Raw genomic sequence first — 26,796 nt, 5'->3', positions numbered from 1 at the left:
CGCGGGGGGCGCGCCGCGCCCCCGCCCCCCGCCCCCCCGCCCCCCCCCCCCCGCCCCGGCGCCCCCGCCCCGCCCCGCCCGGGGGGGGGGGGGGGGGGGGGCCCCCCCCCCCCCGCCTCCGTCACGTGGCCACGTCGAGCGCGTCCGTCAGGGACGGGCCCCGGTCAGAGCCCGGCCTCGACCGCCGGGCTGACGGCGTTGGGGCCACCCAGCACGACCAGGCCGTCGGTGCCGAGCTTCGTCAGGGCGGTGCGCACGCTCACGGGCAGCGCGTCGGGTCGCGTGAGCAGGACGGGACCGCCCAGCCGGCCCGCGGTCGGTGCTCCGGCGAGCGCGTCGGGGAAGTTCACACCCGTCGAGACGAACGCCACGTCGGAACCGGCGGGGTAGCCGGCGGCGGCGATGACGGCCGAGGTGTCGAAACGGTCGGCACCCGAGAGCCGCGACGTGGGCGCGACGGCCCGGAGCTGGGCGATGACCGATTCTCCCACCGCGTTGACCCCGCCGAGCACGACGATGCGTGCGGGGGCCAGCCGGGTGAGCTCGGCCGAGACCGTCTGCGGCAGGGCGTCGGGCCGCGTGAGCAGCATCGGGCCCTTGTCGGGGCCGCCGGCCAGGGCTGCGCCCGAGAGGGCGTCGGGGAAGTCCAGGCCGGTCGCGACGTAGGCCGTCCCGCCCCGACCCTTCGGGAAGGTCGTGCTCGAGATCGTCGCAGACGTGTCGAAACGATCCGCACCCGAGACGCGGGTGACGCCGGCGGCGCCGGTCGTCGCGATCTGGGAGAGCTGCTGGCGGACCGTGTCGGAGACCGCGGCCACCCCGCCCAGGACGACGACGCGTTGCGGGCGGAGTTCGGCGAGTTGGGCGCGGGTCGCGTCGGGCAGGGTGTCGGGGTAGGTCAGGAGGACCGGAGCGCCCCGGTAGCCGGCGGCCGCGCCCCCGGCGAGGGCGTCGGGGTAGGTGCTGCGCGACGCGACGTAGACCAGGGGGATCGAGGCCTTGGTCGGGGCGTTGCCGTTCACGACGACCGGCGGGGTGAACGCACTGGCGGCGATGGTCGCCGCGGTGGCGAAGGCGTCGGCTCCCGAGAGACGGCCCACGGCCGGGGTGGTCGGGCGGGTGAGGGCCGCGAGGTCGGCCTCGGTGCCGTTGAACACGTCCTGGTCACCGGGGTAGGGCGAGTCCTCGGTCTGGGACCACTGCCAGAACGTCCAGGTCGCGAAGGACGAGGTCGGCGGGGCGACCGGGGTGTTCGTGGTCGCCGTCGGGTAGTACGCGACGAAGAGGCGGTCCTTCGGGAACGCCGAGCTGTTGCCCGTGCACGAGCTCCAGAAGTCCTGGTTGGTGTAGATGAGCGGCTGGACGCCCTGCTGGGCGACGACGGTGCCGATCCACGACTGGATCCAGGTGACCATCTCGGATTGCGACAGCCCCCAGCAACGTCCACCCTGCTTCGTCGGGTTGGTCGACACCTCGACGTCGAGAACCGGCGGCAGCATGCCGGGCTCCCAGGCGGTGGCGTTGTCGAGGAAGAACTGCGCCTGCGGTGCACCGGACGAGTAGAAGGGCAACGCGTAGTGGTAGAAACCGGCCGTCAGCCCCGCCGCCTGCGCGCCGGCGAACTGGGCGGAACGGTAGCGGTTGGTGCTGCCGGTGGGGTTGCCGTTCGTGTAGGTGCCGGGCACGCCCTCGGAGGCCTTGACGAACGTGAAGCGGGCGCCCGCCGAACGCGCGGCGGCGAAGTCGGGGGACGGCTGGTACGAGCTGACGTCGAAGCCGGGCACGCCACGAGGAGGCGAGACGGCCGCGGCGCGGGAGAGGCGTTCGTCGGCCCCGTCCCGGGTGCCGCCCGATGCCCCCATCTCGTGGTCGGAACCCGCGTCCTGCTGGGCGAGCGTCGGGGACGAGGTCGAACCGGCGGTGACGGGAGCCGCGACGGCGACCGTGGTCGTCCCGAGCCCGAGGACGACGCCGAGGGCGACCGTCAGGGCGAGACCGCGGACGGACCCGGCGCGGTGAGAAGAAGTGGACACGAGAGAGACCCCCAGACGCAGGCGACGCCCCTCGCCGCCTGAGGGCGATCCTAGGGGAGGGGGTGCCGTCGGTGGCTCGGCCTAGGCTGACGACATGACCGACGCCGCCGCCGTGAGCACCCGCCCCGAGGGCGTGCTCAGCGGTCGGTACCGGCTGGCCACCCTCGGCATGTGCGCCCTGATCGGCATCGCGGCGTTCGAGTCGCTCGCGGTCACGACGATCATGCCGATCATCAGCCGTGAGCTCGACGGCGAGGCGCTCTACTCGCTCAGCTTCGCGGCCCCCCTCGCGTCCGGCCTGGTCGGCATGGTGGTGGCGGGCAACTGGGCCGACCGCAGCGGGCCGCGCGTCGTGGTCATCGCCTCGATGCTGCTGTTCGCCGTCGGGCTGCTCGTCGTCGGCACCGCGCCCGACATGGTCGTGCTGCTGGTCGGCCGTCTGGTGCAGGGCGTCGGCTCCGGCGCGGTCATCGTCGGCCTCTACGTCATGGTCGCCCGGCTCTACCCGCCGGGCCTGCACCCGTCGATCTTCGCGGGGTTCGCCGCGGCCTGGGTCGTCCCGGGTCTCGTCGGGCCACTCGTCGCGGGCGTCGTGGCCGAGACGGTGGGCTGGCACTGGGTCTTCCTCGGTGCACTCGGCCTCGCCGTGCCCGCGTTCTTCGCCGTCCTGCCGAGCCTGCGTCGCGTCCCTCCGCCCGTGGTGGCCGAGGGCGCGCGGCGCGTGCCCTGGAGCATCGGTCGCATCCTCTGGTCGGTCGGCGCGGCCCTCGGCGTGCTGGCCCTCAACCTGGTCTCCGAGTTCCCGACCTGGCTGACCGTCGTCGTCATCGTGGTGGCGGTGGTCGTGCTCGCCGTGGCGCTCCGGCCCCTGTTGCCGCCGGGCACGCTGCGCGCCGCGCCGGGGCTGCCCACCCTGGTGCTGCTGCGCGGTCTCGCGGGGGCGGCGTTCCTCGGCAGCGAGGTCTACATCCCGTACATGCTCTCGGCCGAATACGACTTCAGCGCCTCGGCATCCGGCGTGACGCTGACCCTGGGGGCGCTCGGCTGGGCGTTCGCGAGCTGGGTGCAGGGCAGGCTCGGCGACCGGGTGGCCCAGCGCGACGGCATCCGCATCGGCATCGTCCTCGTGCTCCTCGGCGTCGTGGTCGCCGCGCTGACCCCCCTGTTCCACCTGCCCCCGGCCTTCCTCATCGCCACCTGGGCCGTCGCGGGATTCGGCATGGGGTTCATGTACCCGCGCTTCTCGGTGCTCGTCCTCGCGCTGTCGACCGAGTCCGAGCGCGGGTTCAACAGTTCGGCGTTGACCATCGCCGACTCCACCGGTTCGGCCGTCGCGCTGGCCTTGACCGGCGCCGCGTTCGGGGTGCTCGGCGGCGCGTCCAGCCCCCTCGCCTTCGTCGCCTGCTTCGCCGTCGGCACGGGCGTCGCGGTGCTCGCGCTCGCCCTGAGCGGCCGCGCGGTGCCCCGGGGACGGTGACCGCGCCTCCTGCCCGCCGATCGTGCCGCCGCTCCGCCGATGCCGGTGCCGGCGCCGGGCGTCGCGACGGGGCGGTGACCCCCGTCCGGGACGTCGGCGACCTCCGGGGAATGCATAATGGTCTCCGGACGACGATGTGTACGGTCACATCGCCCGGTCACAGAGCGACGGAGCGACGGTGAAGCCTGACATCGACAAGGTGCGTGCTCCCAACATCCGCGACGTGGCCGCTCTCGCAGGGGTCTCGTACCAGACCGTCTCGCGTGTGCTCAACGACAGTCCCAGCATCCGGCCGAGCACGCGGCAGAAGGTGCTCGACGTCATCGACGAGATCGGCTACCGACCGAACCAGGCCGCGCGGGCGCTGGTCACCAGCCGGTCGAAGGCCATCGGCGTGCTCACCCTGCAGAACGTCCACTTCGGTCCGCAGACGATCGTCAACGCCATCGAGGTCGCGGCCCGGACGGCCGGCTACCGGCTGAGCATCGCGAGCACGACGACGGTGTCGGACGACGTCCGGGCGAGCCTGCAGTTGCTCACAAACCAGGCGGTCGAGGCGATCATCGTCATCGCCCCGCAACGCAAGTTCTTCGACGTGATCGACGAGCTCGACCTCGACGTCCCCATCGTCGCGCTCGACTCGACGCAGCGGGCCCGGGCGCACAGCCTCTCGGTCGACCAGTTCGAAGGGGCGCGCCTCGCGACCCGGCACCTGATCGACCTCGGCCACCGGCACATCGTGCACGTCGCCGGACCCCAGGACTGGATCGAGGCCGACGAGCGGATGCAGGGCTTCCTCTTCGAGATGGGCGAGGCCGAGTTGTCGATCGAGCCGCCCATCCTCGGCGACCTGACCGCCGACTTCGGCTACACGGCCGGGCAGGAACTGCTGCGTCGCCGCGACTTCACCGCCGTGTTCTCGGCCAACGACCTGATGGCCGTGGGCCTGCTGCACGCCTTCCGCGAGGCCGACGTCGACGTGCCCCGCGAGGTCAGCGTCGTCGGCTTCGACGACTCGCCGACCGCGCCGCACCTGTGGCCGCCGCTCACGACCGTGCGTCAGGACTTCGCCCTGATCGGCCGACGCGCCGTCGAACTCGTCGTGGCCGAGCTCGAGGGCGGCACGGTCGTCGATCGCACCTTGATCCCTCCGGAACTGGTGGTGCGCGGGTCGACCTCGCGCCCCTGGTTCCTCTGACGGCCCGTCACCGCACGGCGGGACGAGCCGTCAGGAGGCGCGGCGCGCGTCGGTCGGCCCGTGTTCCATAACGGATCGGCATCGGCATTTGACAGCACCCCCTCTCGGGATTAGCTTTGCTCCAGTCGCAGTGTGAACGGTCACATTCGGCGGGTCCGGCCCCTTCGCCAGGCTCGACGGACGGCCCGGCACGGCGGCGACGAATCACAGGATGCCCGTCGGTGCACATCACCGGCGGACGACGACGAGGTCGAAGGTCGAGGACGACGTGCCCAGTGCCGTGACGCAGAGCGAACAGCTCGCGAGCAGCCACATCCCCGGGGGTGCCCCGCATGGGCGTTGACTCTCCCGTCATCCTCGAGATGCGCTCCATCACGAAGGAGTTCCCGGGCGTCAAGGCGCTCGACGACGTGTCGATGCAGGTCCGCGCCGGTGAGGTGCACGCGATCTGCGGCGAGAACGGCGCCGGCAAGTCGACGCTGATGAAGGTCCTCTCGGGTGTCTACCCGTTCGGCACCTACACGGGCGACATCGTCTACCAGGGTGCCGAGATGCGCTTCCGCGACATCCGCTCGAGCGAGTCGCAGGGCATCGTCATCATCCACCAGGAGTTGGCGCTGATCCCCGAGCTCTCGATCACCGAGAACATCTTCCTCGGCAACGAGCCGACCCGCTTCGGGGCCATCGACTGGCGCGCGGCGAAGACGAAGGCCATCGACCTGCTCGCCCGCGTCGGCCTCAAGGACGACCCCGACACCGCCATCAAGAACCTCGGCGTCGGCAAGCAGCAGCTCGTCGAGATCGCCAAGGCGCTGAACAAGAACGTCAAGTTGCTGATCCTCGACGAGCCGACCGCGGCCCTCAACGAGGCCGACTCGCAGCACCTGCTCGACCTCATCCGCGGCCTCAAGGGTCGCGGCATCTCGTCGATCATGATCAGCCACAAGCTCAACGAGATCGAGGCCATCGCCGACTCCATCACGATCATCCGTGACGGCAAGACCATCGAGACGCTGGACGTGAAAGAGGACGGCGTCAACGAGGACCGCATCATCCGCGGCATGGTCGGCCGCAACCTGGCCAGCCGTTTCCCCGACCGCACCCCGAAGATCGGCGAGGTCTTCTTCGAGGTCAAGGACTGGTGGGTGCGCCACCCGCAGACGGCCGAACGCTTCGTCTGCAAGGGCTCGTCCATCACCGTGCGCAAGGGCGAGATCGTCGGCCTGGCTGGCCTGATGGGCGCCGGTCGCACCGAACTCGCGATGAGCATCTTCGGACGCTCGTACGGTCAGTTCGTCTCGGGCGAGATCGTCAAGGACGGCCGGAAGATCGAGATCAAGAACGTCTCGGACGCGATCGACAACGGCCTGGCCTACGTCTCCGAAGACCGGAAGGTGCTGGGGCTCAACCTGCTCGACGACATCAAGCGCTCGACGGTCGCGGCCAAGCTCACCAAGATCTCGAAGGCCTCCGTGGTCAACACCTACGAAGAGCACTCGATCGCCGAGGACTACCGCAAGAGCCTGCGCGTCAAGACCCCCACGGTCGACGAAGGGGTCGCCAAGCTGTCCGGCGGCAACCAGCAGAAGGTCGTCCTGGCGAAGTGGATGTTCACCGACCCCGACCTGCTCATCCTCGACGAGCCCACGCGAGGCATCGACGTGGGCGCCAAGTTCGAGATCTACAACATCATCAACCAGCTCGCGGCCCAGGGCAAAGGCGTGATCGTCATCTCGTCCGAACTGCCCGAGCTGCTGGGGCTCTCCGATCGCATCTACACGATCTTCGAGGGTTCCGTCACGAACGAGATCGAGGCCTCCGAGGCCGACGCCGAGACGCTCATGCGAACCATGACCTCGAAGAAGAAGGAGCAAGCCGCATGAGTGGCATCAAAGACCTGAAGAAGGTGTTCGGCGGCAACACGTCGAACGCGCGCCAGTTCGGCATGATCGCGACGCTCGTCGTGGCCATCCTGATCTTCCAGGTGCTGACCGACGGGCTCACCCTGCAGCCCACGAACCTCATCGCCCTGGTCAGCCAGTACTCGTACATCCTGATCCTCGCCATCGGCATGGTCATGGTCATCGTGGCCGGGCACATCGACCTCTCGGTCGGTTCGGTCGCCGCCTTCAGCGGCATCGTCGTCGCCAAGGCGATGGACAGCTGGGGTCTTCCGTGGGGTGCCGCGATCCTGCTCGGCCTCGTGGTCGGCGTGGTCATCGGCGCCTGGCAGGGCTTCTGGGTCGCCTACGTCGGCGTCCCCGCCTTCATCGTGACGCTGGCCGGCATGCTGCTCTTCCGCGGTGCCAACCAGTTCGTCGGCAACGCCGACACCATCCCGGTCCCCGAGGGATTCACGGTCATCGGCGCGGGTTACCTCCCCGAGTTCGGTCCGAACACCGGCTACAACAACGCGACCCTGCTGCTCGGCCTCGTCATCATCGTCGCCGTGGTCTACAACGAGTTCCGCCTGCGTCGCATCCAGCAGAAGATGGGCTCCGAGCGGGCTCCCCTCTGGGTCAGCGCCGTCAAGCTGGTCGTGCTGGTCGCGATCATCGCCTACGCCGCGACGCTGTTCGCCGGCGGCCGCGTCGGGACGTCGTTCCCGATCTCGGGCATCATCCTCGGCGTGCTCGTCCTGGTCTACGGCTTCGTCACGCAGAACACGATCTTCGGTCGGCACATCTACGCGGTGGGTGGCAACTCGCACGCCGCCGAGCTCTCGGGCGTCAAGGCTAAGCGCATCAACTTCTTCGTCATGATGAACATGTCCGTGCTCGCCGCCCTGGCCGGCATGATCTACGTCGCCCGTGCCGGTGCCTCCGGCCCGCAGGACGGCCTCAACTGGGAGCTCGACGCCATCGCCTCGGTCTTCATCGGTGGCGCCGCCGTCGCCGGCGGCATCGGCACGGTGACCGGCTCGATCGTCGGTGGTTTCGTCATCGCCGTGCTGAACAACGGCCTGCAGCTCATGGGCGTCGGCTCCGACAAGGTGCAGATGATCAAGGGCCTCGTGCTCCTGATCGCGGTCGCGGTCGACGTCTACAACAAGAGCCAGGGTCGTCCGTCCATCACCGGGTTCCTCACCCGGGGCCTGCGTCGCGACAAGAACGGCATCGCGGCCTCCGACCTGCCCCCGGGCGCCCAGAACGGCGTCGGTCGCGACGCCGAGACGACCGAGCCCGCCCTCACCCCGAACGGCGACATCTCGGACGTGCAGCGTCCCAAGGCCACGACGCCCAACTAGACCCACCACCCGCGCGCCCGTCCATCGACGGCCGGGCGCGCCTCCACCGGGAGTCCGCACCGCGGGCGACCACACGGCATCACCCCTCACAACGAGAAAGTAGACACAGCATGCGCAAACTCGCGCTGACGACCTTCGCGGTCGCCGCAGCAACGACGCTGATCCTGAGCGGCTGCTCGAACTCGGCCCGCACCGACGCGGGTTCGGGCGACGCGGCCTCGGGCTTCGAGTCCGGCTCGACCATCGGCGTGGCCCTGCCGGCCAAGACCAGCGAGAACTGGGTCCTCGCCGGCGACCTGTTCACCAAGGACCTCACCGACGCCGGGTTCAAGCCCGACGTGCAGTACGCGGCCGCCAGCGGCACCGTGGCCAACCAGCAGGACGAGATCCAGTCCATGGTCACCAAGGGCGCGAAGGTCATCATCATCGGCGCGGCCGACGGTGGCCAGCTCGGCACCCAGGTCAAGGCCGCCCACGACGCCGGCGCCGTGGTCATCGCCTACGACCGCCTGATCCTCAACACCGAGGACGTCGACTACTACGTCGCGTACGACAACTTCAAGGTCGGCGAGCTCCAGGGCCAGGCCCTGCTCGACGGCATGGCCGCGAAGAAGGCCGACGGCCCCTACAACGTCGAGCTGTTCTCCGGCTCGTCGGACGACGCCAACTCGAAGGTCTTCTTCGACGGCGCGATGAGCGTCCTGCAGCCGAAGATCGACGACGGCACCCTCGTCGTCGCCTCGGGCCAGACCGACATCAAGCAGACGGCGACCGACGGCTGGAAGCCCGAGAACGCCCAGCGTCGCATGGACTCGCTGCTCACCAGCACCTACGGTGACAAGGAGCTCGACGGCGTCCTGAGCCCGAACGACACCCTGGCCCGCGCCATCATCACCTCGGTGAAGCAGGCCGGCAAGGACATCCCGACCGTCACCGGTCAGGACTCCGAGGTCGAGTCGGTCAAGTCGATCATGGCCGGCGAGCAGTACTCGACCATCAACAAGGACACCCGCAACCTCGTGAAGCAGGCCGTCGCGATGGTCAGCTCGCTCAGCAAGGGCGACAAGGCCGAGACGAACGACGACGAGTCGTACGACAACGGCAGCAAGGTCGTCCCGGCCTACCTGCTGCCCCCGCAGATCGTGACCAAGGACAACGCCGCCGAGGCGTACGCCAACGACACGACGCTCGAGCCGCTCACCAAGTAGCACTCCCGCTGCCCTCGGGCAGCACCGGCACCGGCCGGGCACCCCGCACGGGGTGCCCGGCCGGTGCCGTCGGCGGGCGGTATCGTGCGTCCGTGGACACCGACCGACGAGCGCAGGAGGCGCGGGCCGCGTCCGCGACGCCGGTCACCGTCGAGTCGCTGCTCGCCTCGCCCCGGTCCCGCTACGTGGGCCGCCCCGCCGACGGCCCGGCCCCGACCACGGGCCCCGAGTCGCACGACGCCGTCACCGTGCGCGCCCACCTCGGCATCGTGGGCGACCGCTACTTCAACGCCCCGGCGCACCGCGGGGCCTCGGTCACCCTGTTCGCCGCCGAGCAGCTCGGGCACCTGGCCCGCGAGCTCGGCCTGCCCGAGGGCACGGTGCTCGACGCCGCCCTGACGCGTCGCAACGTGGTCGTGCGCGGCATCGACGTCGACGCCCTCGTGGGTCGCGAGTTCGACCTCGACACGGGCGACGGCCCGGTGTCGTTCCGCGCGAACCGGGCGGCGAACCCGTGCGCGTGGATGGACGTGGTGTTCGGCGCGGGGGCCTTCCGCGCGCTCCGGGGCCGCGGGGGAGTGCGATGCGAACCGCTCACCGACGGGGTGCTGCGCGTGGGGCCGGGACTGCTGCGCGCCTCCTAGGCGGCTGGGCGGCCCGCCGAGCCGTCGGAACGGGGAGCGCTGCGGGTCAACCCCACCAGGTGGGCAGCATGAGGTTCATGGTGTCGAGCAGGGCGCGGCGGCTCGTCCGCTTGCCGCCGAGCCAGGCCTCGACGGCTCCCACGAGCCCGTGTGCCAGGTGGCCGGCGGCGATGTGCACCGCGAGCCCCTCGGGGAGGCTGCCGGCGGGCAGGCCGGCGAGGTGCTGCACGCTCGACTCCTCGAAGTGGCGGGCCAGCGCCTGGTGGATCGACGCGTCGAGCGGGTCGGGCAGGGCGAGACGGTAGATCTCGCGGTACCGCACGACGTGGTCGACGACCTTCTCCATCGCACGCCGCGTCGCGTCGGGGCCGTCGGCCCGGCCGTCGAGCCGCAGCGCGTGGTCCTCGTCACGGATCGCGTCGAGCTCGGGGGTGAGCACCGCGGTGAGCAGGCTGCCGGGCGAGGTCGCGTGGCTGTAGAACGTGGCGCGGTTGATGCCCGCGGCCCGGGTGACGTCGGCGACCGAGATGCTCGACACGGGCCGGGTCGAGGCGAGCTCGACGACGGCGGCGTGCAGTGCCTTCGTGGTCTGGACGATGCGCGCGTCGACCATGGACGTTCCTCCTCGGGTGCTCGGACGGGACGATCGCGTCCGAGGCCAGGTCGAGCCTAGACCGGGCCGACGCGCCGACACGGCACGGCGCGAGCCGCCGAGGCGGAAGGGCTGTCGCGGGGGTGCACGGCAGGGTTAGGGTGAGAACCGACGGGTGTCGTGCAGCGACGCCGTTCCCCTCCCTCCTCCCACCCCCCCCGCGATCCCGTGGTGGTCGTGCGCGACGGCCCGGTCGCATCGATTCGAGCCGCGAGCCGGCCTCGTCGTCGTGGCCGCGCCTCCTCGCGTGCCCCGATCCGTGACCGCCCCATGCCCTCCCTCCGTGACCGCCCCTCCGCGACCCCCCAGACAGGACCTGCCTCGTGACCACCGTCGTCCACCCGGGTGACTCCCTGACCCGCCGCCAGCGGCTCGTCTACGTCGTCGTGCTCGGCGCGCTCACCGCGCTCGGGCCGTTCACGATCGACCTCTACCTGCCGGCGTTCCCCGAACTCAGCCGGGACTTCTCCGTCGACAGCGGCGTCATCCAGCTGACGCTGACGGCGACGACGATCGGCTTCGGGGTGGGGCAGCTGCTGGTCGGGCCGTGGAGCGACAAGGTCGGCCGTCGCACGCCGCTGATCGTCGCGACCGCCGTTCACATCCTCGCCAGCATCGGCGCCGCCAGCGCGCCGACCATCGAGCTGCTCGCCGTCTTCCGGGTGCTGCAGGGCATGGGTGCCGCCGCCGGGGGCGTCGTCGCCATGGCGACGGTGCGCGACCTGTTCGGTGGGCTGCCGCTCGTGCGCATGCTGTCGCGTCTCGCCCTGGTGAACGGGCTCGCCCCCATCGTCGCGCCCGTCATCGGCTCGCAGCTGCTGGCCTTCACCAGCTGGCGCGGCATCTTCGTGTTCCTCGTGGCCTACGGCGCGTTCGTGATCATCGCCGCGATCTTCCTGATCGTCGAGACCCTGCCGCCCGCCCGGCGGCACGAGGCCGGGCACACGACCCTCGGGCAGCGCTACAAGGTGCTCTTCAGCGACCGGATCTTCGTCGGCGTCGCCCTGATCGGGGCGATGGTCTTCTCGGGCCTGTTCTCGTACCTGTCGGCCTCGTCGTTCCTCTTCCAGGAGGTCTACGGCCTGAACGCCCAGCAGTACGGCTACCTGTTCGCGATCAACTCGCTCGGGATCGTCGCCGGCGTCCAGATCAGCTCGCGGCTGGCCCGGCGGGTCGGGCCGCAGTGGATCCTCGCCTGCTCGACGATCGTCCTGCTGCTCGCCGCCGCGTCGATCGTCGTGCTCGACTCGCTCGGTGCCGGGCTCGTGGGCATCCTCGTGCCGCTGTGGTTCTTCATCGCGGCCTGCGGCTTCTCGTTCCCGCAGGTCCAGGTGCTCGGGCTCGCCAACCACGGCAAGGAGGCAGGGACGGCGGCGTCGTTGCTCGGCGCGCTGAACTTCGGCCTGGCGGGGCTCATCTCGCCGGTGGTCGGGTTCCTCGGCATCGGGTCCGCCGTGCCGATGGGCAGCGTCATGGTCGCCACCTCGTGCGTGGCCATCGCGAGCCTGTGGCTGCTGGTGCGCCCGCGGACGGTGCCGGCGCTGGGTCGCTGACCCGCGCCTCCCGGTCGTCCGTCGCCGACCGGTGCCTCCCGGTCGCCGACCCGCGCCTCCCGGTACCGTCTGGGGATGCGCACCGACCCGCTCGCCCCGAAGCCCGCCTCGCCGTCCGAAGAACGGGTGGCCCGCCGCGTGCAGCGCCGCTGGTGGGTGTTCAGCGCGCTCGGCGCCATCGGCGTCGTCCTGTTGCTCGGCGTCGTGATCACGGCCCGGTCGGGGGTGATCGGCGTCGACGAGCGGTTCATGGGCGAACTGGTCGAGCACCGCAGCCCGTTCTGGGACGTCCCCTCGTTGATCTTCAACTCGATCGGCGCGGGCGTGGTCGGCGTCTTCGTCGTCCCGCTGGGCGTCGCCGCCCTCTTCCTGCTGCGCCGTCGCCCGTGGGCCGCGCTCTACTGGATCGCCGCCTGCGCGCTCAGCGCGGGCGTGGTCCAGGTCGTCAAGCACACGTTCGGCCGGGCCCGTCCCGAGGACATCCTCGTGGTGAGCGACTACGGCTCGTTCCCCTCCGGCCACACGTCCAACGCCGCCACGCTGGCCGTCGTGCTCGGGGTGATCCTGCGACGCGTCTGGGTGTGGGTCGCGGGCGCGGCCTACACGGTGCTGATGCTGCTCAGCCGCACCTACCTCGGGGCGCACTGGCTGACCGACACGATCGGCGGGCTACTGATCGGTGCCGGGGTCGCGGTCGTCCTCTGGGCCCCGGTCGCGCACCGGCTGCTCGACGAGCAGGAGCGCGTGCGGGGTCGCGGCTGGATCTGGCAGGGGCGCCACGCCTGACGGTGCCGCTCGCGGGGTCGACGACCGGGGCGCTCTCGGCGCCGCTCGCGCGGTCGATCACGGGCGGGTCCGGACGAGGCCGGCGTGCGGCGTCGCCCGGTGTGGCCGAACTCGCCCGGACCGCGGTGCGCAGGGTGCCTAGGCTGGCCGCATGACGGACGCGCTCGAGCAGGCCAGGGCGGAGGCCGCCGCAGCGGTCGCCGCCGCCGAGAAGGCGAAGCAGGACGCGGAGGCGGCACTCGCGCGGGCCGAGCGGCTCGCGGCCGAGGCGGACGTCGCCGACGCCGCGGCGGACGCCGGGCTGACCGAACCCGAGCCGGTCGCCGGCACCCCGGTCGACGGCCTGCCCGTCCCGCCCGGCGGGCCGCTCGACGAGTCGGCGGTCGACCTCGTCCGCGCGGGCTACGGTTTCGACGGTCCCGCCCTCGAGCTCGGCGCCCTCGTGAACGGCGATGCCCGGGTCGACGTGCCCGTGCGCATCCCGCTCGCGGTGCTCAACCGGCACGGGCTCGTGGCCGGTGCGACCGGCACGGGCAAGACCAGGACCCTGCAGGTGCTCGCCGAGCAGCTCTCGGCGGCCGGGGTCCCGGTCTTCGCGGCCGACGTGAAGGGCGACCTGTCGGGCATCGCGACGCCGGGCGAGGCGAACGAGAAGCTGCTGGCCCGCACGCGGGGGATCGGCCAGGACTGGTCGCCGCAGGCGGCACCGACCGAGTACTTCGCCCTCGGCGGCAAGGGCACCGGCGTGCCGGTCCGCGCGACGGTCAGCGGTTTCGGGTCGCTGCTGCTCAGCAAGGTGCTCGGCCTCAACGACACGCAGGAGAGCAGCCTCGGCCTGGTGTTCCACTACGCCGCGCAGGCCGGTCTGCCGCTGCTCGACCTGTCCGACCTGCGGGCCGTGCTGACCTGGCTGACGAGCGACGAGGGCAAGGGCGAGCTCGAGGGGCTGGGCGGGCTGAGCAGACAGACCGTCGGGGTGATCCTCCGCGAGCTGATCACGTTCGCCGACCGGGGGGCCGACGCGTTCTTCGGCGAGCCCGAGATCGACACCGCCGAGTTCCTCCGCACGGCCGAGGACGGTCGTGGCGTCGTCAGCCTGCTCGAGGTGCCCGGCGTGCACGACCAGCCGGCGCTGTTCTCGACCTTCCTGATGTGGCTGCTCGCCGACCTCTACAACGACCTGCCCGAGGTGGGCGACCTCGACAAACCGAAGCTCGTCTTCTTCTTCGACGAGGCGCACCTGCTGTTCGCCGACGCCTCGAAGGAGTTCCTGGCGCAGATCACGCAGACCGTCCGGCTCATCCGTTCCAAGGGCGTGGGCATCGTCTTCGTCACCCAGACCCCGAAGGACGTCCCCGGCGAGGTGCTCGCCCAGCTCGGCTCGCGCGTCCAGCACCAGCTCCGCGCCTTCACGCCCGACGACGCGAAGGCCCTGCGGGCGACGGTGTCGACGTACCCGACGAGCGACTACGACCTCGCCGCGGTGCTCACCGGCCTCGCCACCGGGGAGGCGGTGGTGACGGTCATGAACGAGAAGGGGGCTCCCAGCCCGGTCGCGTGGACGCGCCTCCGTGCCCCGCGCGGTTCGATGTCGCCGACCCCTGCCGACGTCATGACCGCGGCGGTCGCGGCGTCGCCGTTGATCGCCGCCTACGGGGCGTCGATCGACCGCGACTCGGCCCGGGAGATCCTGGCCCGCAAGCTCGAGGCGGCCGCGCTCGACCAGCGCGAACGGACCGACGCCGCGGCACGTCAGGCCACGATCGACGCCCAGCTGAAGGAGGCGGCGGCCCGCGAGAAGGCGGACGCCCAGGCGGTCACCGCCGCCGAGCGCGAGCGGAAGGCCGCCCAGGCCGAGTACGAACGTCAGCAGAAGGAGTTCGAGCGAGCCGAGCGGGCGGCCGCGAAGGCGCGTGCCGGGCGCGGGACGACGACCCGCGCCTCCTCGGGGTCCCGTTCGTCGGGGTCCGGATCGACCGGCGGGTTGCTCGGCGAGGTCCTCGGGTCGAGTGCCGGCAAGGCGGTCGTGCGCGAGGTCGTCAAGGGCAACTTCGGCACGCTGCGTCGCCGCTGAGCCCTGGGTCGGTGCAGCCCCGAGGCGGTGCCGGCCAGCGGCGGTGCACCGGCCCGAGCGTGCGGGCACGGCGTCAGGCGTCGCTGCCGAACGCCTGGAAGAGCACCACGAGCGTGCCGGTCGCCAGGGCGAACAGGCCGCAGGCGATGGTGACCCCGATCCACGGGCGGCTCTCGTACCAGTAGGGGCTGTCGGGGTAGGCCGCGAAGAACTCGCGGCGGGTGAGGGCCCGGGGCAGGACGGTCGTCGGGATCCCGAGTGCGTCGACGACGGCGTGCACGGACGCCTCCGACCAGTACGTGCCCCGCATCCGGAACAGGCGTCGCCCCTCGTCGTCGAGGGCGAGCAGCTGCGTGACGGTCTCGGTCGAGTGGTCCCGGTAGGTGCGGACGAGCACGAGGGAGTCGACCTCGTCGCGCCGCAGCCGGACGAAGCCGGGCAACCACCCCCGCTTGACGAACTCGCTGCGCGTGACGGCCGCGTACGAGAGGCGGTAGCGCCAGTACATGAGCAGTCCCATCACCACGACGCCGCAGGTGACGGCCAGCACGCCGCTCTGGCGACCGCTCGGCAGGGTCAGCCACAGCACCGCGATCAGCACGGGGGACAGGCTGAAGACGCCGGTGAGCGTGGCGCTCCGGGCGAGTTCGCGCCGTGGCCGCACCGTCACGGTGCCGCGCTCGGTCGGCATGGCCGCGTCGGTCGTGTTCATGTCGTCCCCCCGGGGTCGGCGTGACCCCGAGTCCCCCGACCCGAGGCTGCTGCTGTCGGGGCAGCGCCGTGCCCTCAGCGTAGACGATGCGTTCGCACAGATACCGGGGCGTCCCACCCCAGTGCGGGGAGCCCGCGATCGGGGGAGTCGAGCGAGTGTCAGTTCTCTGCGCGGTCCCTGAGGCGCTCGATCTCGCGACGGTCGCGCTTGGTCGGGCGGCCCGCGCCTCGGTCGCGGACCGGTACGGCGGCGACCTCTTCGCGCGGTGGTGGCGGGGGAGTGAGGTCGGTCATCGCCTCGGCCGCGGCCGGAGCACCGACGCGCTTCACGAGGCAGGTCTTGACGACGACGATCCGCTCGAAGCCCGCGATGCGCGCCCGGACCTCGTCGCCGGGACGGACGCCCTGGGCGGCCTTGACGCGCTCGCCGTTCACCCGCACGTGACCGGCCCGGCAGGCGGCGTTGGCGGCCGAGCGGGTCTTGTAGAGCCGGACGGCCCAGAGCCAGGCGTCGACGCGGGCGGACGTGAGGGGCGGCATGGGGAGATGCTACGGGTGGCCGCCGACGTCGAGGACCGAGGAAGCCGGTCTCAGAGGTCGTCGGAGGCGACGCGCGCCGGGGTGCCCCCGGTCACGCGCACCAGCTCGGCGAACGTCGTGGCGAAGACGGTGTTCGCGGTGCCGGCGCTCGCCCAGAGCACGTCGTGGGTCTCGAGCGCGGTGTCGACGAGCGTCCGCACCGGGCGGGGGTGGCCGACCGGGGCCACGCCGCCGATGACCTGGCCGGTCGCGCGCTTCACCTGGTCGGCGTTCGCCCGCATGATCGGGCCCCGGCCGAGCGTCGACGCCACCAGGTCGGTGTCGACCCGGTGGGCGCCGCTGGTGAGCACGAGCAGGGCCTCCCCGCCGGTGTGGAACACCAGGCTGCTGGCGATGGCGCCCACCTCGCAGCCGAGGGCGGCGGCGGCCTGTGCGGCCGTGTGCGTCGACTCGTCGAATTCGCGGACCTCGCCCTCGGCGCCGGCGGCACGGAGGGCGGCGACGACGGCGCGGGCCCGCGGCGGCAGGGCGGCGTCGAGGTGCTCCGAGGAGGGGCGGTGCGCGTCGGTCATGCCCCGACGGTAGCCATGAGGGAGCCTCAAGGTCAGCAGCGACACGGGGGCGTCCCCCGGGCCCCGCGGAGTCCGGTACGCTGGTCTCGGTCGTGCGCCGGTTCACCGTGTGCCCGCCCTGGAGGATTCGCCTAGTGGCCTATGGCGCACGCTTGGAAAGCGTGTTGGGTGCAAGCCCTCAGGGGTTCGAATCCCCTATCCTCCGCATCGAGACGGCTCTTCCCTCCCCGGGAGGGGCCGTTTCTCGTCCTCGCCCCACGTTCTGGGGCATCGCCTTATCCCCGATGGAGGCCCGGTCGCCCTAGCCTTGGGTCATGAGCGTCAGTCAGTTGGGCAACGACACCCTGCGCCCCAGCGTCTGGGGCGATTCCGGCCTCCTCGCGCGGGTCATGTCGGCCGGCTCGCGACGTCACGTCGCCCTGCTCAAGCAGGGCTTCGTCTTCCTCTTCGTGTTGCTCGCCGCGGTCGTGAGCACGCTCATCCCGTGGCTGCCCGTCAGCGATGCACCGAGCATGTGGGCCGGCGTCTTCGCCGCGTTCTGCGGCGTCGTCTTCGCCTCGGTGGTCTCCCGGCGTCCCCGCCTGCTCACCTGGGAGATCGTCATCCCCGCCGCCGACTTCGTCGCGGTGGGCCTGCTCCGCTACGGAACGGGTGACAGCGGGTCCGTCTTCATCCCCATCATCCTGCTGCCGATCGTCTGGATCGCCGTGTGGCCGGGGCGGCTCAGCATCGTGTGGCTGCTGATCGGATCGGCGGTCACCTTCATGCTGCCGTTCGTGATCGAGCCGAGCGGACGCGCGCCCAGCGAGTTCATCCGCATCGCCTTCTCCCTGGCCATCTACGCCACCATCGGCCTCGCCATCAACGAGCTCGCCCGGCAGGCGAGCCGCAAGGTGGAGCTGTCCCGAGCGCAGCAGCACGCGGTCGAACGGGAGCTCGACCGGGCCGCGACCATCCAGCAGTCGCTCCTGCCACCGAAGACGAGCCTCCTTCCCGAGATGTTCGCCGTCCGGGGGAGGTGCATCCCCGCCCGCGCCGTCGGGGGCGACTTCTACGACTGGTATCCCACCCCGGACGGCATCGCCCTGACCGTGGGGGACGTCATGGGCAAAGGCGTCGGAGCGGGGATGATCGCCGCCGCCGTGCGTTCCGTCATCCGCAGTTCGTCGGACGATCTCGACCCCGCCGTGGCCCTGCGTCGTGCGACGACGGGCCTCGCGAGCGGTGACGGCGACGTCCAGTTCACCACGTGCTTCCACGCCCGCATCACGCCGTCGGGCGAGATCCGTTGGGCCGACGGCGGACACGGGCTGGCGCTCATCCGGCGCGCCACCGGTCTCGTGGAGCGGCTGCAGTCGTCCGACCTCCCCATCGGCCTCGGGGACCGCTGGACGTCCTACGCCGACCAGCTGCACCCAGGCGACACGATCGTCTGCATCAGCGACGGGGTCCTCGACCTCTTCCCGGACGAACTGCACGCCTTCAGCCAGTTCCAACTGATGCTCATCTCGTCCGGTGACCCGAGCGACATCGTGCAGAAGGTCGCCGAGCTGGTCGGCGACGACGAGCAGGCCGACGACGTCACCGTCGTCGCGGCGACGTTCGCCCCGGCTCTGACACGGGCGTGACGGTCGCCGTCACCTCGACCCGTGCCCGCCCCGGCGTCGTCTGGTAAGACAGGACGACGATGCCACACGACGACCTGCCCTCTTCCCCGCCTCCCGCCGTCGCTCCCGGACTCTTCGCCGAAGAGACGACCTCGGAGTCCACCCGCCTCGGCGAGATCCTCCGGAAGGAGACCGTGGGTGGGGTCGTCCTCGTCGTCGCCGCCGTCCTGGCGGTCGTGTGGGCGAACTCACCGCTCTCGGGGGCGTACTTCGCGCTCCGGGACTTCGAGTTCGGCCCGGAGGGTCTCGGGCTGCACCTGAGCGTGGGGGAGTGGGCCGCGGACGGGCTCCTGGCGATCTTCTTCTTCCTCGTCGGGCTGGAGCTCAAACGGGAGTTCGTCGCCGGAGAGCTGCGGAAGGTCAGCAAGGCGATCGTGCCGGTGGCCGCCGCGTTCGGCGGAGTCCTCGTCCCCGCCCTGATCTTCACCGCCGTCAACGCCTCCGACCCGGAGGCGGTGCGGGGGTGGGCCATCCCCACCGCGACCGACATCGCCTTCGCCGTCGCGGTCCTCGCCATCGTGGGCTCGAGGTTGCCCAGCGCGCTGCGCATCTTCCTGCTGACCCTCGCCGTCGTGGACGACCTCATCGCCATCGGCATCATCGCGTTCGTCTACACCAGCGCGATCGAGGTCGTCCCGTTGGCACTCGCCATCGTCCCGCTCGCGGCGTACGTGTTCCTGACCCAGAGGTTCCGACGGTTCTTCGGCCTGCACCCCGCCGCGAACTGGTTCATCCTCCTGCCGGTCGCCGTCCTGGTGTGGGGGCTCATCCACGCCTCCGGGGTCCACGCCACCGTCGCCGGCGTCCTCCTCGGTTTCGCCGTCCCCGTCATCCGGAGCCAGGCCAGTGGCGGCCCGGATGCGGGACCGGGGCTCTCCGAGGTCTTCGAGCACCGCTTCCGGCCGATCTCCACCGGTTTCGCCGTCCCCGTGTTCGCGTTCTTCTCCGCAGGGGTCGCCTTCGGTGGCCTCGACGGCCTGAGGACGGCTCTCTCCAGTCCGGTCACGATCGGCATCATCGCCGCCCTCGTCCTCGGCAAACCCGTCGGCATCCTCGCGACGACCTGGATCACGACCAGGATCACCCGGGCAGAACTCGACCGGAGCATCAAGTGGGTGGACCTCACCGGCGTCGCCCTCCTCGGGGGCATCGGCTTCACCGTGTCCCTGCTCGTCGCCGAACTGAGCTACGGGCTCGGCAGCGCTCACGACGACGACGCCAAGGTGGCCATCCTCGTCGCGTCGGTGCTCGCCGCCGTCCTCGCGACGGCCGTCCTGCGACCCCGCAACCGGTACTACCGTCACCAGGATCGGTGACCCGGACGACGTCGTGATTGGGACGGCGGGCCCCTCAACCGTCACCATGGAGGCATGGCCACGACAACTCCGCCCCCTTCCGGGCCCCCCGCCGACCATCCCGCTTCCCTGACGGAGACCGTCTCGACCACCCCTCAACTGCGCCGCTGGGTCTTCTGGCCGGCCGCCGTCGTCGTCCTCGGCTTCGTCGCCTACACCCTGATCGCGCCCGCCTCGGCCGAGGCGCTGTTCCTCGGCCTGCAGAGCGGCATCGTCCGCAACTTCAGCTGGTACTACGTCCTGATCGCCGCCTTCTTCGTCGGTTTCAGCCTGTTCCTCGGGTTCAGCAGGTTCGGTGGCATCAAGCTGGGCAAGGACAAGGACGAGCCCGAGTTCTCGACCGGCTCGTGGTTCGCGCTCCTCTTCGCCGCGGGCATGGGCATCGGCCTCGTCTTCTACGGCGTCTCCGAGCCCCTCAGCCACTTCGCCTCGCCACGACCGGGCGTCACCGGCACCGAGGACCAGCTCGCGCAGCAGGCCCTGACCCAGACCTTCCTCCACTGGGGGCTGCACGCCTGGGCCATCTACGTCGTCCTCGGACTCGCCCTCGCCTACGCGATCCACCGGAGGGGTCGTCCCGTCTCCATCCGCTGGGCCCTCGAGCCCCTCCTCGGCAACCGCGTCCGCGGGGGCTGGGGCAACCTGATCGACGTCATCGCCCTCGTCGGCACGCTCTTCGGCGTCGCGACCTCGCTCGGCCTCGGCGTCATCCAGATCGGCGCCGGCCTCGAGGCCGCGGGCATCGCCGACAGCAGCATCGTGAGCCAGCTCGCGATCATCGCCGTCATCACGGCGGTCACCATCGTGTCGCTCGTCACCGGTGTGACCAAGGGCATGAAGATCCTCTCGAACTTCAACCTCATCCTCGCGGCCGCCCTGCTGCTGTTCATCCTGATCGTCGGACCCACGCAGTTCCTGCTGCGCGACTTCGTGCAGTCCATCGGCGCCTACCTGCAGAACGTCGTCGGCCTGTCCTTCAACGTCACCGCCCAGCAGGGCGCCGCCGGCGAGGAGTGGCAGGGCGCCTGGACCACGTTCTACTGGGGGTGGTGGATGTCGTGGGCGCCCTTCGTCGGCATCTTCATCGCCCGCATCTCGAAGGGCCGCACGGTCCGCCAGTTCGTCTTCGGCGTGCTGCTCGTCCCGACCGCCCTCACCTTCCTGTGGTTCGCCGTCCTCGGTGGTGCGGCCATCCACCAGCAGACCGACGGCTCGGGTGGCCTCGTCGGAGCCGACGGCTCGGTCGACGTCGAGGGGTCGCTCTTCGCCCTGCTCGGCGGCCTGCCCGCCGGGACGGTCCTGACGTTCGGCGCGATCCTGCTCATCGGCGTGTTCTTCGTCACCTCGTCCGACTCCGGATCGCTCGTCATGGCGATGATCGCGTCGGGCGGCGACATCGAGCCGAAGAACTGGCTCCGGGTGTTCTTCGCCCTGGTGGCCGCCCTGCTCGCCGTCGCGCTCCTCCTGACCGGCGGTCTGGACGCCCTGAAGACCGCGGCGATCACGACGGCGCTGCCGTTCAGCATCGTGCTGCTGTTGACCTGTTGGTCGACGATCATCGCCTTCACCCGCGAACGTCGTGCGTACGACAAGGCCGAGCGCGACGTCCTGCTGGAGCACGTCGGCGCGTACTACGGTCTCGAGGTCGACGCCCCGACCCAGGCCGGTGGCACACGACTCGCCCGCCCCTGGGAGGCGGTCAGACGCCGGGTCCGGGGTGGCCGTGACGGTTCCCCGGCGAGCCGGGCGACGTCCGCCTCGGCCGTCGTCGCCGAGCCACCGCTCCAGGTCGACGTCGTGTCGCCCGACCCGGCCGTCGACGGTCGGCTCGACGGGCCCGGCGACACCGGACAGGACGGCTCGACCGGACGCTGACCCCACCGCTCCGCCCACGACGGGCGTCGTCTCCTCGGAGGCGGCGCCCGTCGTCGTCCCGGCACCTCGTCGGTCCCGTCGCACCCGGGTCAGGCCAGTCGGCGGATCATGTACCGGAGGTCGAGCCACTCGCCGAACTTCGTGCCGACCTCGCGCAGCACGCCGGCGTCCTCGAAGCCGAGCGACGCGTGCAGCCGCACCGACGCCTCGTTGCCCGCCTCGATCAGCGCCACCATGACGTGCAGCTCGTCCCGCGTGGCCCGCTCGACGAGTTCGGCCATCAGCGCTCGTCCGAGTCCCTTCCCCTGTTGCCCCGGACGCACGTAGACCGAGTTCTCGCAGGTGTGCCGGTAGCCGTCCTTGGCATGGAACGGCCCGTAGCTGCCGTAGCCGAGCACCTCGTCGCCGTCCACCGCGACGATCGCGCTGCGCCGCGCCTCCTGATGGCTGGTCAGCCACTCGCGCCGACCCTCGAGGGTCGGCGTGACGTCGGTCCAGATGGCCCGGGAGTGCGCCACGGCGTCGGCGTGGATCTCGAGGACGCCGGGCAGGTCGGCCTCGGTCGCGGTGCGGATCTGCATGCCGACGAGCCTAGGAGGTGTCTCGTGGCCTCCGCCAGCACGCTTCCCCGGCGGCTCGAAGGCTGCCGCCCGTAGGCTGGCGGGCGTGTCGACACGCATCTACATCACCTCTGCCGAAGGCCACACGGGCAAGTCCACGATCGCCCTGGGCGTGCTCGACACGCTCAGCCACGAGGTGGGCCGGGTGGGGGTGTTCCGACCCGTCGCCCGCTCGACGGACGAGCGCGACTACGTGCTCGAACTCCTGCTGTCGCACGACAGCGTCGACCTGGCCTACGACGAGTGCGTCGGCGTCAGCTACGACGCGGTGCACGCCGATCCCGACGCCGCCCTCGCCACCATCGTCAGCCGCTTCGCCGCGGTCGAGCGGCAGTGCGACGCGGTCGTGGTGATCGGTTCCGACTACACCGACGTCGGCAGCCCCACCGAGCTGTCCTACAACGCCCGCATCGCGGCCAACCTCGGCGCGCCCGTGCTGCTCGTGCTCGGCGGCCGCAGCGCCGACGGCCAGACGCGGCGCTCGGGCGCCGACATGCGCCAGGTCGCCGAACTGACCACCGCCGAGCTGCGTTCCGAGCACGCGAGCCTGTTGGCCGTCGTCGCGAACCGGGTCGACCCCGACCACCTCGACGAGGTCGTCGACGGCATCGGCCACGCCCTCGAGACGTCACCCACCGGGCGGGTCCCGATCTGGACGCTGCCGGAGGACCGCGTCCTCGTCGCCCCGACGATGCGCGCCGTGCTGCAGGCCACCGGTGCGACCCTGCTGCGCGGTGACGACGCCCTGCTCGACCGCGAGGCGCTCGGCGTCGTCGTGGCGGCCATGTCGATGGAGAACGTGCTGCCGCGGCTCACCGAGGGCGCCGTCGTCGTGGTGCCGGGCGACCGCTCGGACGTGCTCGTCGCGACGGTGCTCGCCCACGCCTCCGAGACCTTCCCGTCGCTCGCCGGCATCGTGCTCAACGGCGGGTTCGCCCTCGCCCCGCAGGTCGAGCGCCTGCTCGAGGGGCTCGACAGCCCGCTGCCGATCGCGACCACGAGCACCGGCACCTACGACACGGCCCTCGCCATCACCCAGACCCGCGGGCGCCTCGCCGCCGACTCGCCGCGCAAGTACGATCTCGCCCTGGCCCTCTTCGAGACGCACGTCGACGGGGCCGAGCTGTTGCGCCTCCTGCAGGTCAGCCCGTCCGGGGTGGTGACGCCCCTGATGTTCGAGTACCAGCTGCTCGAGCGGGCGCGGGGCGCGCAGAAGCACATCGTCATGCCCGAGGGCGACGACGACCGGGTGCTGCGGGCCGCGTCCACCCTGTTGCAGCGCGGCGTCGCCGCCATCACGTTGCTCGGCGACGAGACGGCCATCCGCGCCCGGGGCGCCGAGCTCGGTCTCGATCTCGCCACCGCCCGCGTGCTCGACCCGTTCGACCCCAGCCTGCAGGTGCTCTTCGCGACCGAGTACGCCAAGCTGCGGGCACACAAGGGCATCGCGGTCTCGCAGGCGATGGACACCGTGACCGACGTCTCGTACTTCGGCACGATGATGGTGAAGCTCGGCCTCGCCGACGGCATGGTGTCGGGCGCCAAGCACACCACGGCGCACACCATCCGGCCCGCCTTCGAGGTCATCAAGACGCTGCCCGACGTCGGCGTCGTGTCGAGCGTGTTCCTCATGGCGCTCGCCGACCGGGTGCTGGTCTACGGCGACTGCGCCGTCATCCCCGACCCGACCGCCGAGCAACTCGCCGACATCGCGATCTCGTCGGCGCAGACCGCACAGCAGTTCGGCATCGAGCCCCGCGTCGCCATGTTGAGCTACAGCACGGGCGACAGCGGCTCGGGTGCGGACGTCGAGAAGGTCCGCGCCGCCACGGCACTCGTCCGCGAACGCCGACCCGACCTGCTCGTCGAGGGGCCGATCCAGTACGACGCCGCGGCCGATCCGACGGTGGCCGCCGCCAAGATGCCGGAGTCCGAGGTCGCCGGTCGGGCGACGGTGTTCATCTTCCCCGACCTCAACACGGGCAACAACACCTACAAGGCCGTGCAGCGCAGTGCGGGTGCGGTCGCGATCGGCCCCATCCTGCAGGGCCTCCGCAAGCCGATCAACGACCTGTCCCGCGGGGCTCTCGTCGGAGACATCGTCAACACCGTCGCCATCACGGCCATCCAGGCCGGCACGCAGGCCGCCGCCGCAGCCGGCACCGTCACCGTCACCAGCACCGAAGGAGCCTCCTCGTGAGCACCGTCCTCGTCGTCAACTCCGGCTCGTCGTCGTTCAAGTACCAGCTGATCGAGCTCGAGGGCGAGCGCACGCTCGCGAGCGGTCTCGTCGAGCGCATCGGCGAGGACGTCGGGTCGACCCGTCACCGCAACGAGGTCACCGGCGACGAGACCCGCAACGACACCCAGCCGATCGCCGACCACGCCGCCGGCTTCGCCGCGATGCTGACCGCCTTCGAGGCGCACGGCCCGTCCTTCGCCGAGTACCCGCCGGTCGCGGTGGGCCACCGCGTCGTCCACGGCGGAGAAGAGTTCGACCGCGCGACGGTCGTCACGCCCGACGTCGAGAAGGCGATCGACCGCCTGTCGGCCCTCGCCCCGCTGCACAACCCGGCCAACCTGCAGGGCATCCGCGCGGCCGCTGAGGCCTTCCCCGACGTCCCGCACGTCGCGGTCTTCGACACGGCGTTCCACCAGACGCTCGCCCCCGCCGCGTACACCTACGCGATCGACGCCGAGCTGGCGAAGAAGCACCACGTTCGTCGCTTCGGCTTCCACGGCACGTCGCACAAGTACGTGAGCGAGAAGACCGCCGAGTTCCTCGATCGCCCCCTCGCCGAGCTGAAGACGATCGTGCTGCACCTCGGCAACGGCGCCTCGGCCGCCGCGATCGACGGCGGACGGTCCATCGACACGAGCATGGGCATGACGCCCCTCGAGGGGCTCGTCATGGGCACGCGCTCGGGCGACATCGATCCCGCCGCCGTGTTCCACCTCCACCGTGAGGCGGGACTCGACTTCGCCGAGCTCGAGACGTTGCTCAACAAGGGCAGCGGGCTGCTCGGCCTCACCGGCAGCGGCGACATGCGCGACGTGCAGGACAGCGCGTCCCGGGGCGACGCCGTGTCCGAGGCGGCGCTGGCCGTCTACCGGCACCGCCTGCGGCACTACATCGGTGCCTACGTCGCCCAGCTCGGGGGACTCGACGCCGTCGTCTTCACGGCAGGGGTCGGCGAGAACAACGCCCTGCTGCGTCGTCGGACGCTCATGGGCCTGGAGTTCTTCGGCATCCACGTCGACGACGACCGCAACGAACTCGCGTCCCGTGAGGCGCGGTACATCTCGCCCGAGGGGTCGAGGGTGTCCGTCCTCGTCGTCCCCACGAACGAAGAACTCGAGATCGCGCGACAGGCCGCCGCCCTCAGCTGAGGCGTCGGCGGGTGCACGACCCGACCGACCCTCAGACGGGGGAGAGCCCCGGTGCGCTGGTCGCGCCTCCGGGGCTCTCGTCACTCCGTGGTCGGGGGACGACCAGGAGGCGCGGGTCAGTACTTGATGGTCGCGAGCGCGTCCGAGACGGTGACGTCGCCCGAGACGGCCTCGAACTGCGTCTTGACGGCGGTGCCCTCGATCAGCGCCGTGGCGATGATCTCGGCCACGTCCGCGCGGGGGATGCTGCCGCGCTCGACGGTCGTGCCGACCGTGACCTGGCCGGTGCCGGCGTCGTCGGTCAGGCCACCGGGACGGACGATCGTCCAGTCCAGGCCCTCGCGACGGCGGAGGTCGGCGTCGGCCTCGCTCTTCGCACGCATGTACACCTGGTACACGTCGTCGTCGTTCGCGGCGGGCAGCTCGGCGCGCGCCGGGTCGAAGTCGTCCGTGCCGATGGCCGAGACCATGACGTAGCGCGTGACGCCCGCCTTCTCGGCGGCGTCGGCCAGGAGGACGGCCCCGTCGCGGTCGATGGTCAGCTTGCGCTCGGCGCCGCTGCCGCCGCCGCCGCCCGCGGCGAAGACGACGGCGTCGGCCCCGTCGAGGTGGCCGGCGAGCGTGTCGACGTCGGTCCGTTCGAGGTCGAGGACGAGGGCACGGGCCCCCGCGGCCTCGAGGTCGGCGGTGTGGTCGGGGTTGCGGACGATGCCGACGGGGTCGTGCCCGGCGTCGGCGAGTCGGCGTTCGAGGAGCTGGGCGATCTTGCCGTGTCCTCCGGCGATGACGATTCTCATGCCCCCAGGCAACACCCCGGGTCGCGGCGACCACTCAGTTGCCGCTAAACTCGTCGAGGCTCCTCACGTGGCGTCATCCAGGCCAATTCCCCCAGGGCAGAAATGCAGCAAGGGTAACCGGGCTCTGACGGGTGCGTGAGGGGTCATTTCTCTTTTGGGGGCCGAAGGCCCCGTGGCCCCCCTTCGTGGGGTGCGCGATCCGCGCGATGCCCCCTAAGCTCGGCATCACGACGAGACCGAACCAGCTCGTCGGGAGCGATCAACCACCGCTCCGGCCGCACCCCTCACCACGGTGCGACCACGCGCGACGGCGCCGTCGCACCCGCACCACACGATCAGGATCAGGACCGATGAGCCCCTCACCACGGCACGTCAGCAGCACCCGCCCCAGGCGAAC

21 protein-coding genes, 1 tRNA gene and 1 other RNA gene are annotated in these 26,796 nt (G+C 71.4%); 16 read left to right on the top strand and 7 right to left on the bottom strand.

Going from position 1 to position 26,796, the window contains the following annotated elements; all coding sequences use genetic code 11:
• Nucleotides 1-164 precede the first annotated feature (164 nt).
• Nucleotides 165-2,033, bottom strand: coding sequence for a cell wall-binding repeat-containing protein (locus ACVJ1F_RS13160; protein WP_456886735.1), 1,869 nt, complete (start codon nucleotides 2,031-2,033; stop codon nucleotides 165-167).
• Between the two features lie 94 nt (nucleotides 2,034-2,127).
• Here ACVJ1F_RS13160 and ACVJ1F_RS13155 point away from each other — a divergent pair, with 94 nt between their 5' ends.
• The 6 genes from ACVJ1F_RS13155 to ACVJ1F_RS13130 all read left to right on the top strand — a co-directional run bounded on the left by ACVJ1F_RS13155 (nucleotide 2,128) and on the right by ACVJ1F_RS13130 (nucleotide 9,807).
• Nucleotides 2,128-3,510: an MFS transporter gene (locus ACVJ1F_RS13155; RefSeq protein ID WP_456886733.1), complete on the top strand. Its 1,383-nt coding sequence runs from the start codon at nucleotides 2,128-2,130 to the stop codon at nucleotides 3,508-3,510.
• 178 nt (nucleotides 3,511-3,688) lie between these two features.
• Nucleotides 3,689-4,708, top strand: a complete 1,020-nt coding sequence (locus ACVJ1F_RS13150; protein WP_233568360.1) for a LacI family DNA-binding transcriptional regulator — start codon at nucleotides 3,689-3,691, stop codon at nucleotides 4,706-4,708.
• A gap of 332 nt (nucleotides 4,709-5,040) precedes the next feature.
• A complete protein-coding gene (gene mmsA, locus ACVJ1F_RS13145; RefSeq protein ID WP_056046505.1) occupies nucleotides 5,041-6,591 on the top strand; it encodes a multiple monosaccharide ABC transporter ATP-binding protein in 1,551 nt (516 codons plus the stop codon).
• The gene (mmsB, locus tag ACVJ1F_RS13140) at nucleotides 6,588-7,955 is read left to right on the top strand and encodes a multiple monosaccharide ABC transporter permease (protein ID WP_043592911.1); all 1,368 of its coding nucleotides are present in this window, start codon (nucleotides 6,588-6,590) and stop codon (nucleotides 7,953-7,955) included. Before mmsA ends, mmsB begins: the two co-directional genes overlap by 4 nt.
• Before the next feature lie 110 nt (nucleotides 7,956-8,065).
• Nucleotides 8,066-9,163: a substrate-binding domain-containing protein gene (locus ACVJ1F_RS13135; RefSeq protein WP_056046504.1), complete on the top strand. Its 1,098-nt coding sequence runs from the start codon at nucleotides 8,066-8,068 to the stop codon at nucleotides 9,161-9,163.
• A gap of 92 nt (nucleotides 9,164-9,255) precedes the next feature.
• Nucleotides 9,256-9,807, top strand: coding sequence for an MOSC domain-containing protein (locus ACVJ1F_RS13130; protein ID WP_456886729.1), 552 nt, complete (start codon nucleotides 9,256-9,258; stop codon nucleotides 9,805-9,807).
• Nucleotides 9,808-9,853: 46 nt separating this feature from the next.
• On the opposite strand, the gene ACVJ1F_RS13125 is transcribed toward ACVJ1F_RS13130, so the two are convergent.
• Complete coding sequence (locus ACVJ1F_RS13125) at nucleotides 9,854-10,420, bottom strand: TetR/AcrR family transcriptional regulator (RefSeq protein ID WP_043592905.1); 567 nt, start codon at nucleotides 10,418-10,420, stop codon at nucleotides 9,854-9,856.
• A 362-nt stretch (nucleotides 10,421-10,782) separates the two neighbouring features.
• Here ACVJ1F_RS13125 and ACVJ1F_RS13120 point away from each other — a divergent pair, with 362 nt between their 5' ends.
• From ACVJ1F_RS13120 to ACVJ1F_RS13110, 3 genes are all read left to right on the top strand, one after another.
• Nucleotides 10,783-12,012, top strand: a complete 1,230-nt coding sequence (locus tag ACVJ1F_RS13120) for a multidrug effflux MFS transporter (RefSeq protein WP_056046500.1) — start codon at nucleotides 10,783-10,785, stop codon at nucleotides 12,010-12,012.
• Between the two features lie 75 nt (nucleotides 12,013-12,087).
• Nucleotides 12,088-12,798, top strand: a complete 711-nt coding sequence (locus ACVJ1F_RS13115) for a phosphatase PAP2 family protein (RefSeq protein ID WP_249408684.1) — start codon at nucleotides 12,088-12,090, stop codon at nucleotides 12,796-12,798.
• A 151-nt stretch (nucleotides 12,799-12,949) separates the two neighbouring features.
• Nucleotides 12,950-14,872, top strand: coding sequence for a helicase HerA-like domain-containing protein (locus ACVJ1F_RS13110; protein ID WP_456886726.1), 1,923 nt, complete (start codon nucleotides 12,950-12,952; stop codon nucleotides 14,870-14,872).
• 73 nt (nucleotides 14,873-14,945) lie between these two features.
• On the opposite strand, the gene ACVJ1F_RS13105 is transcribed toward ACVJ1F_RS13110, so the two are convergent.
• The 3 genes from ACVJ1F_RS13105 to ACVJ1F_RS13095 form a co-directional block, all read right to left on the bottom strand.
• A complete protein-coding gene (locus ACVJ1F_RS13105; RefSeq protein WP_456886724.1) occupies nucleotides 14,946-15,584 on the bottom strand; it encodes a hypothetical protein in 639 nt (212 codons plus the stop codon).
• 158 nt (nucleotides 15,585-15,742) lie between these two features.
• Entirely contained in the window at nucleotides 15,743-16,123 is a 381-nt protein-coding gene (locus tag ACVJ1F_RS13100; RefSeq protein WP_456886722.1) for an RNA-binding S4 domain-containing protein, read from the bottom strand.
• A 50-nt stretch (nucleotides 16,124-16,173) separates the two neighbouring features.
• A complete protein-coding gene (locus ACVJ1F_RS13095) occupies nucleotides 16,174-16,695 on the bottom strand; it encodes a YbaK/EbsC family protein (RefSeq protein ID WP_456886720.1) in 522 nt (173 codons plus the stop codon).
• A 120-nt stretch (nucleotides 16,696-16,815) separates the two neighbouring features.
• Between ACVJ1F_RS13095 and ACVJ1F_RS13090 the strand changes: the two genes are divergently transcribed.
• From ACVJ1F_RS13090 to ACVJ1F_RS13075, 4 genes are all read left to right on the top strand, one after another.
• Nucleotides 16,816-16,900 (top strand) — tRNA-Ser (locus tag ACVJ1F_RS13090).
• A gap of 109 nt (nucleotides 16,901-17,009) precedes the next feature.
• On the top strand, nucleotides 17,010-18,323 hold the full coding sequence (locus tag ACVJ1F_RS13085) for a PP2C family protein-serine/threonine phosphatase (protein WP_456886718.1): 1,314 nt from the start codon (nucleotides 17,010-17,012) through the stop codon (nucleotides 18,321-18,323).
• A gap of 59 nt (nucleotides 18,324-18,382) precedes the next feature.
• Nucleotides 18,383-19,678 carry a Na+/H+ antiporter NhaA gene (gene nhaA, locus ACVJ1F_RS13080; protein ID WP_056046486.1) on the top strand — a complete coding sequence of 432 codons (1,296 nt, stop codon included), beginning with the start codon at nucleotides 18,383-18,385 and terminating at the stop codon, nucleotides 19,676-19,678.
• Between the two features lie 54 nt (nucleotides 19,679-19,732).
• Nucleotides 19,733-21,592, top strand: coding sequence for a BCCT family transporter (locus tag ACVJ1F_RS13075; protein WP_456886716.1), 1,860 nt, complete (start codon nucleotides 19,733-19,735; stop codon nucleotides 21,590-21,592).
• 89 nt (nucleotides 21,593-21,681) lie between these two features.
• Here ACVJ1F_RS13075 and ACVJ1F_RS13070 read toward each other — a convergent pair whose 3' ends face one another.
• Nucleotides 21,682-22,173, bottom strand: coding sequence for a GNAT family N-acetyltransferase (locus ACVJ1F_RS13070; protein ID WP_123570495.1), 492 nt, complete (start codon nucleotides 22,171-22,173; stop codon nucleotides 21,682-21,684).
• 85 nt (nucleotides 22,174-22,258) lie between these two features.
• Here ACVJ1F_RS13070 and pta point away from each other — a divergent pair, with 85 nt between their 5' ends.
• Nucleotides 22,259-24,412, top strand: coding sequence for a phosphate acetyltransferase (pta, locus tag ACVJ1F_RS13065; protein ID WP_456886713.1), 2,154 nt, complete (start codon nucleotides 22,259-22,261; stop codon nucleotides 24,410-24,412).
• A complete protein-coding gene (locus ACVJ1F_RS13060; RefSeq protein ID WP_456886711.1) occupies nucleotides 24,409-25,602 on the top strand; it encodes an acetate/propionate family kinase in 1,194 nt (397 codons plus the stop codon). The genes pta and ACVJ1F_RS13060 overlap by 4 nt, the downstream gene beginning before the upstream one ends.
• A gap of 116 nt (nucleotides 25,603-25,718) precedes the next feature.
• Here ACVJ1F_RS13060 and ACVJ1F_RS13055 read toward each other — a convergent pair whose 3' ends face one another.
• Nucleotides 25,719-26,399 carry an SDR family oxidoreductase gene (locus ACVJ1F_RS13055; protein WP_159826147.1) on the bottom strand — a complete coding sequence of 227 codons (681 nt, stop codon included), beginning with the start codon at nucleotides 26,397-26,399 and terminating at the stop codon, nucleotides 25,719-25,721.
• Nucleotides 26,400-26,453: 54 nt separating this feature from the next.
• Here ACVJ1F_RS13055 and ffs point away from each other — a divergent pair.
• Nucleotides 26,454-26,550, top strand: an RNA gene (gene ffs, locus ACVJ1F_RS13050) — signal recognition particle sRNA small type.
• Nucleotides 26,551-26,796: the final 246 nt, after the last annotated feature.

Source organism: Frigoribacterium sp. 2355 (assembly GCF_054060695.1).
Note: the sequence above shows the minus strand (reverse complement) of the source record. Positions and strands in the feature narration are given on the sequence as shown.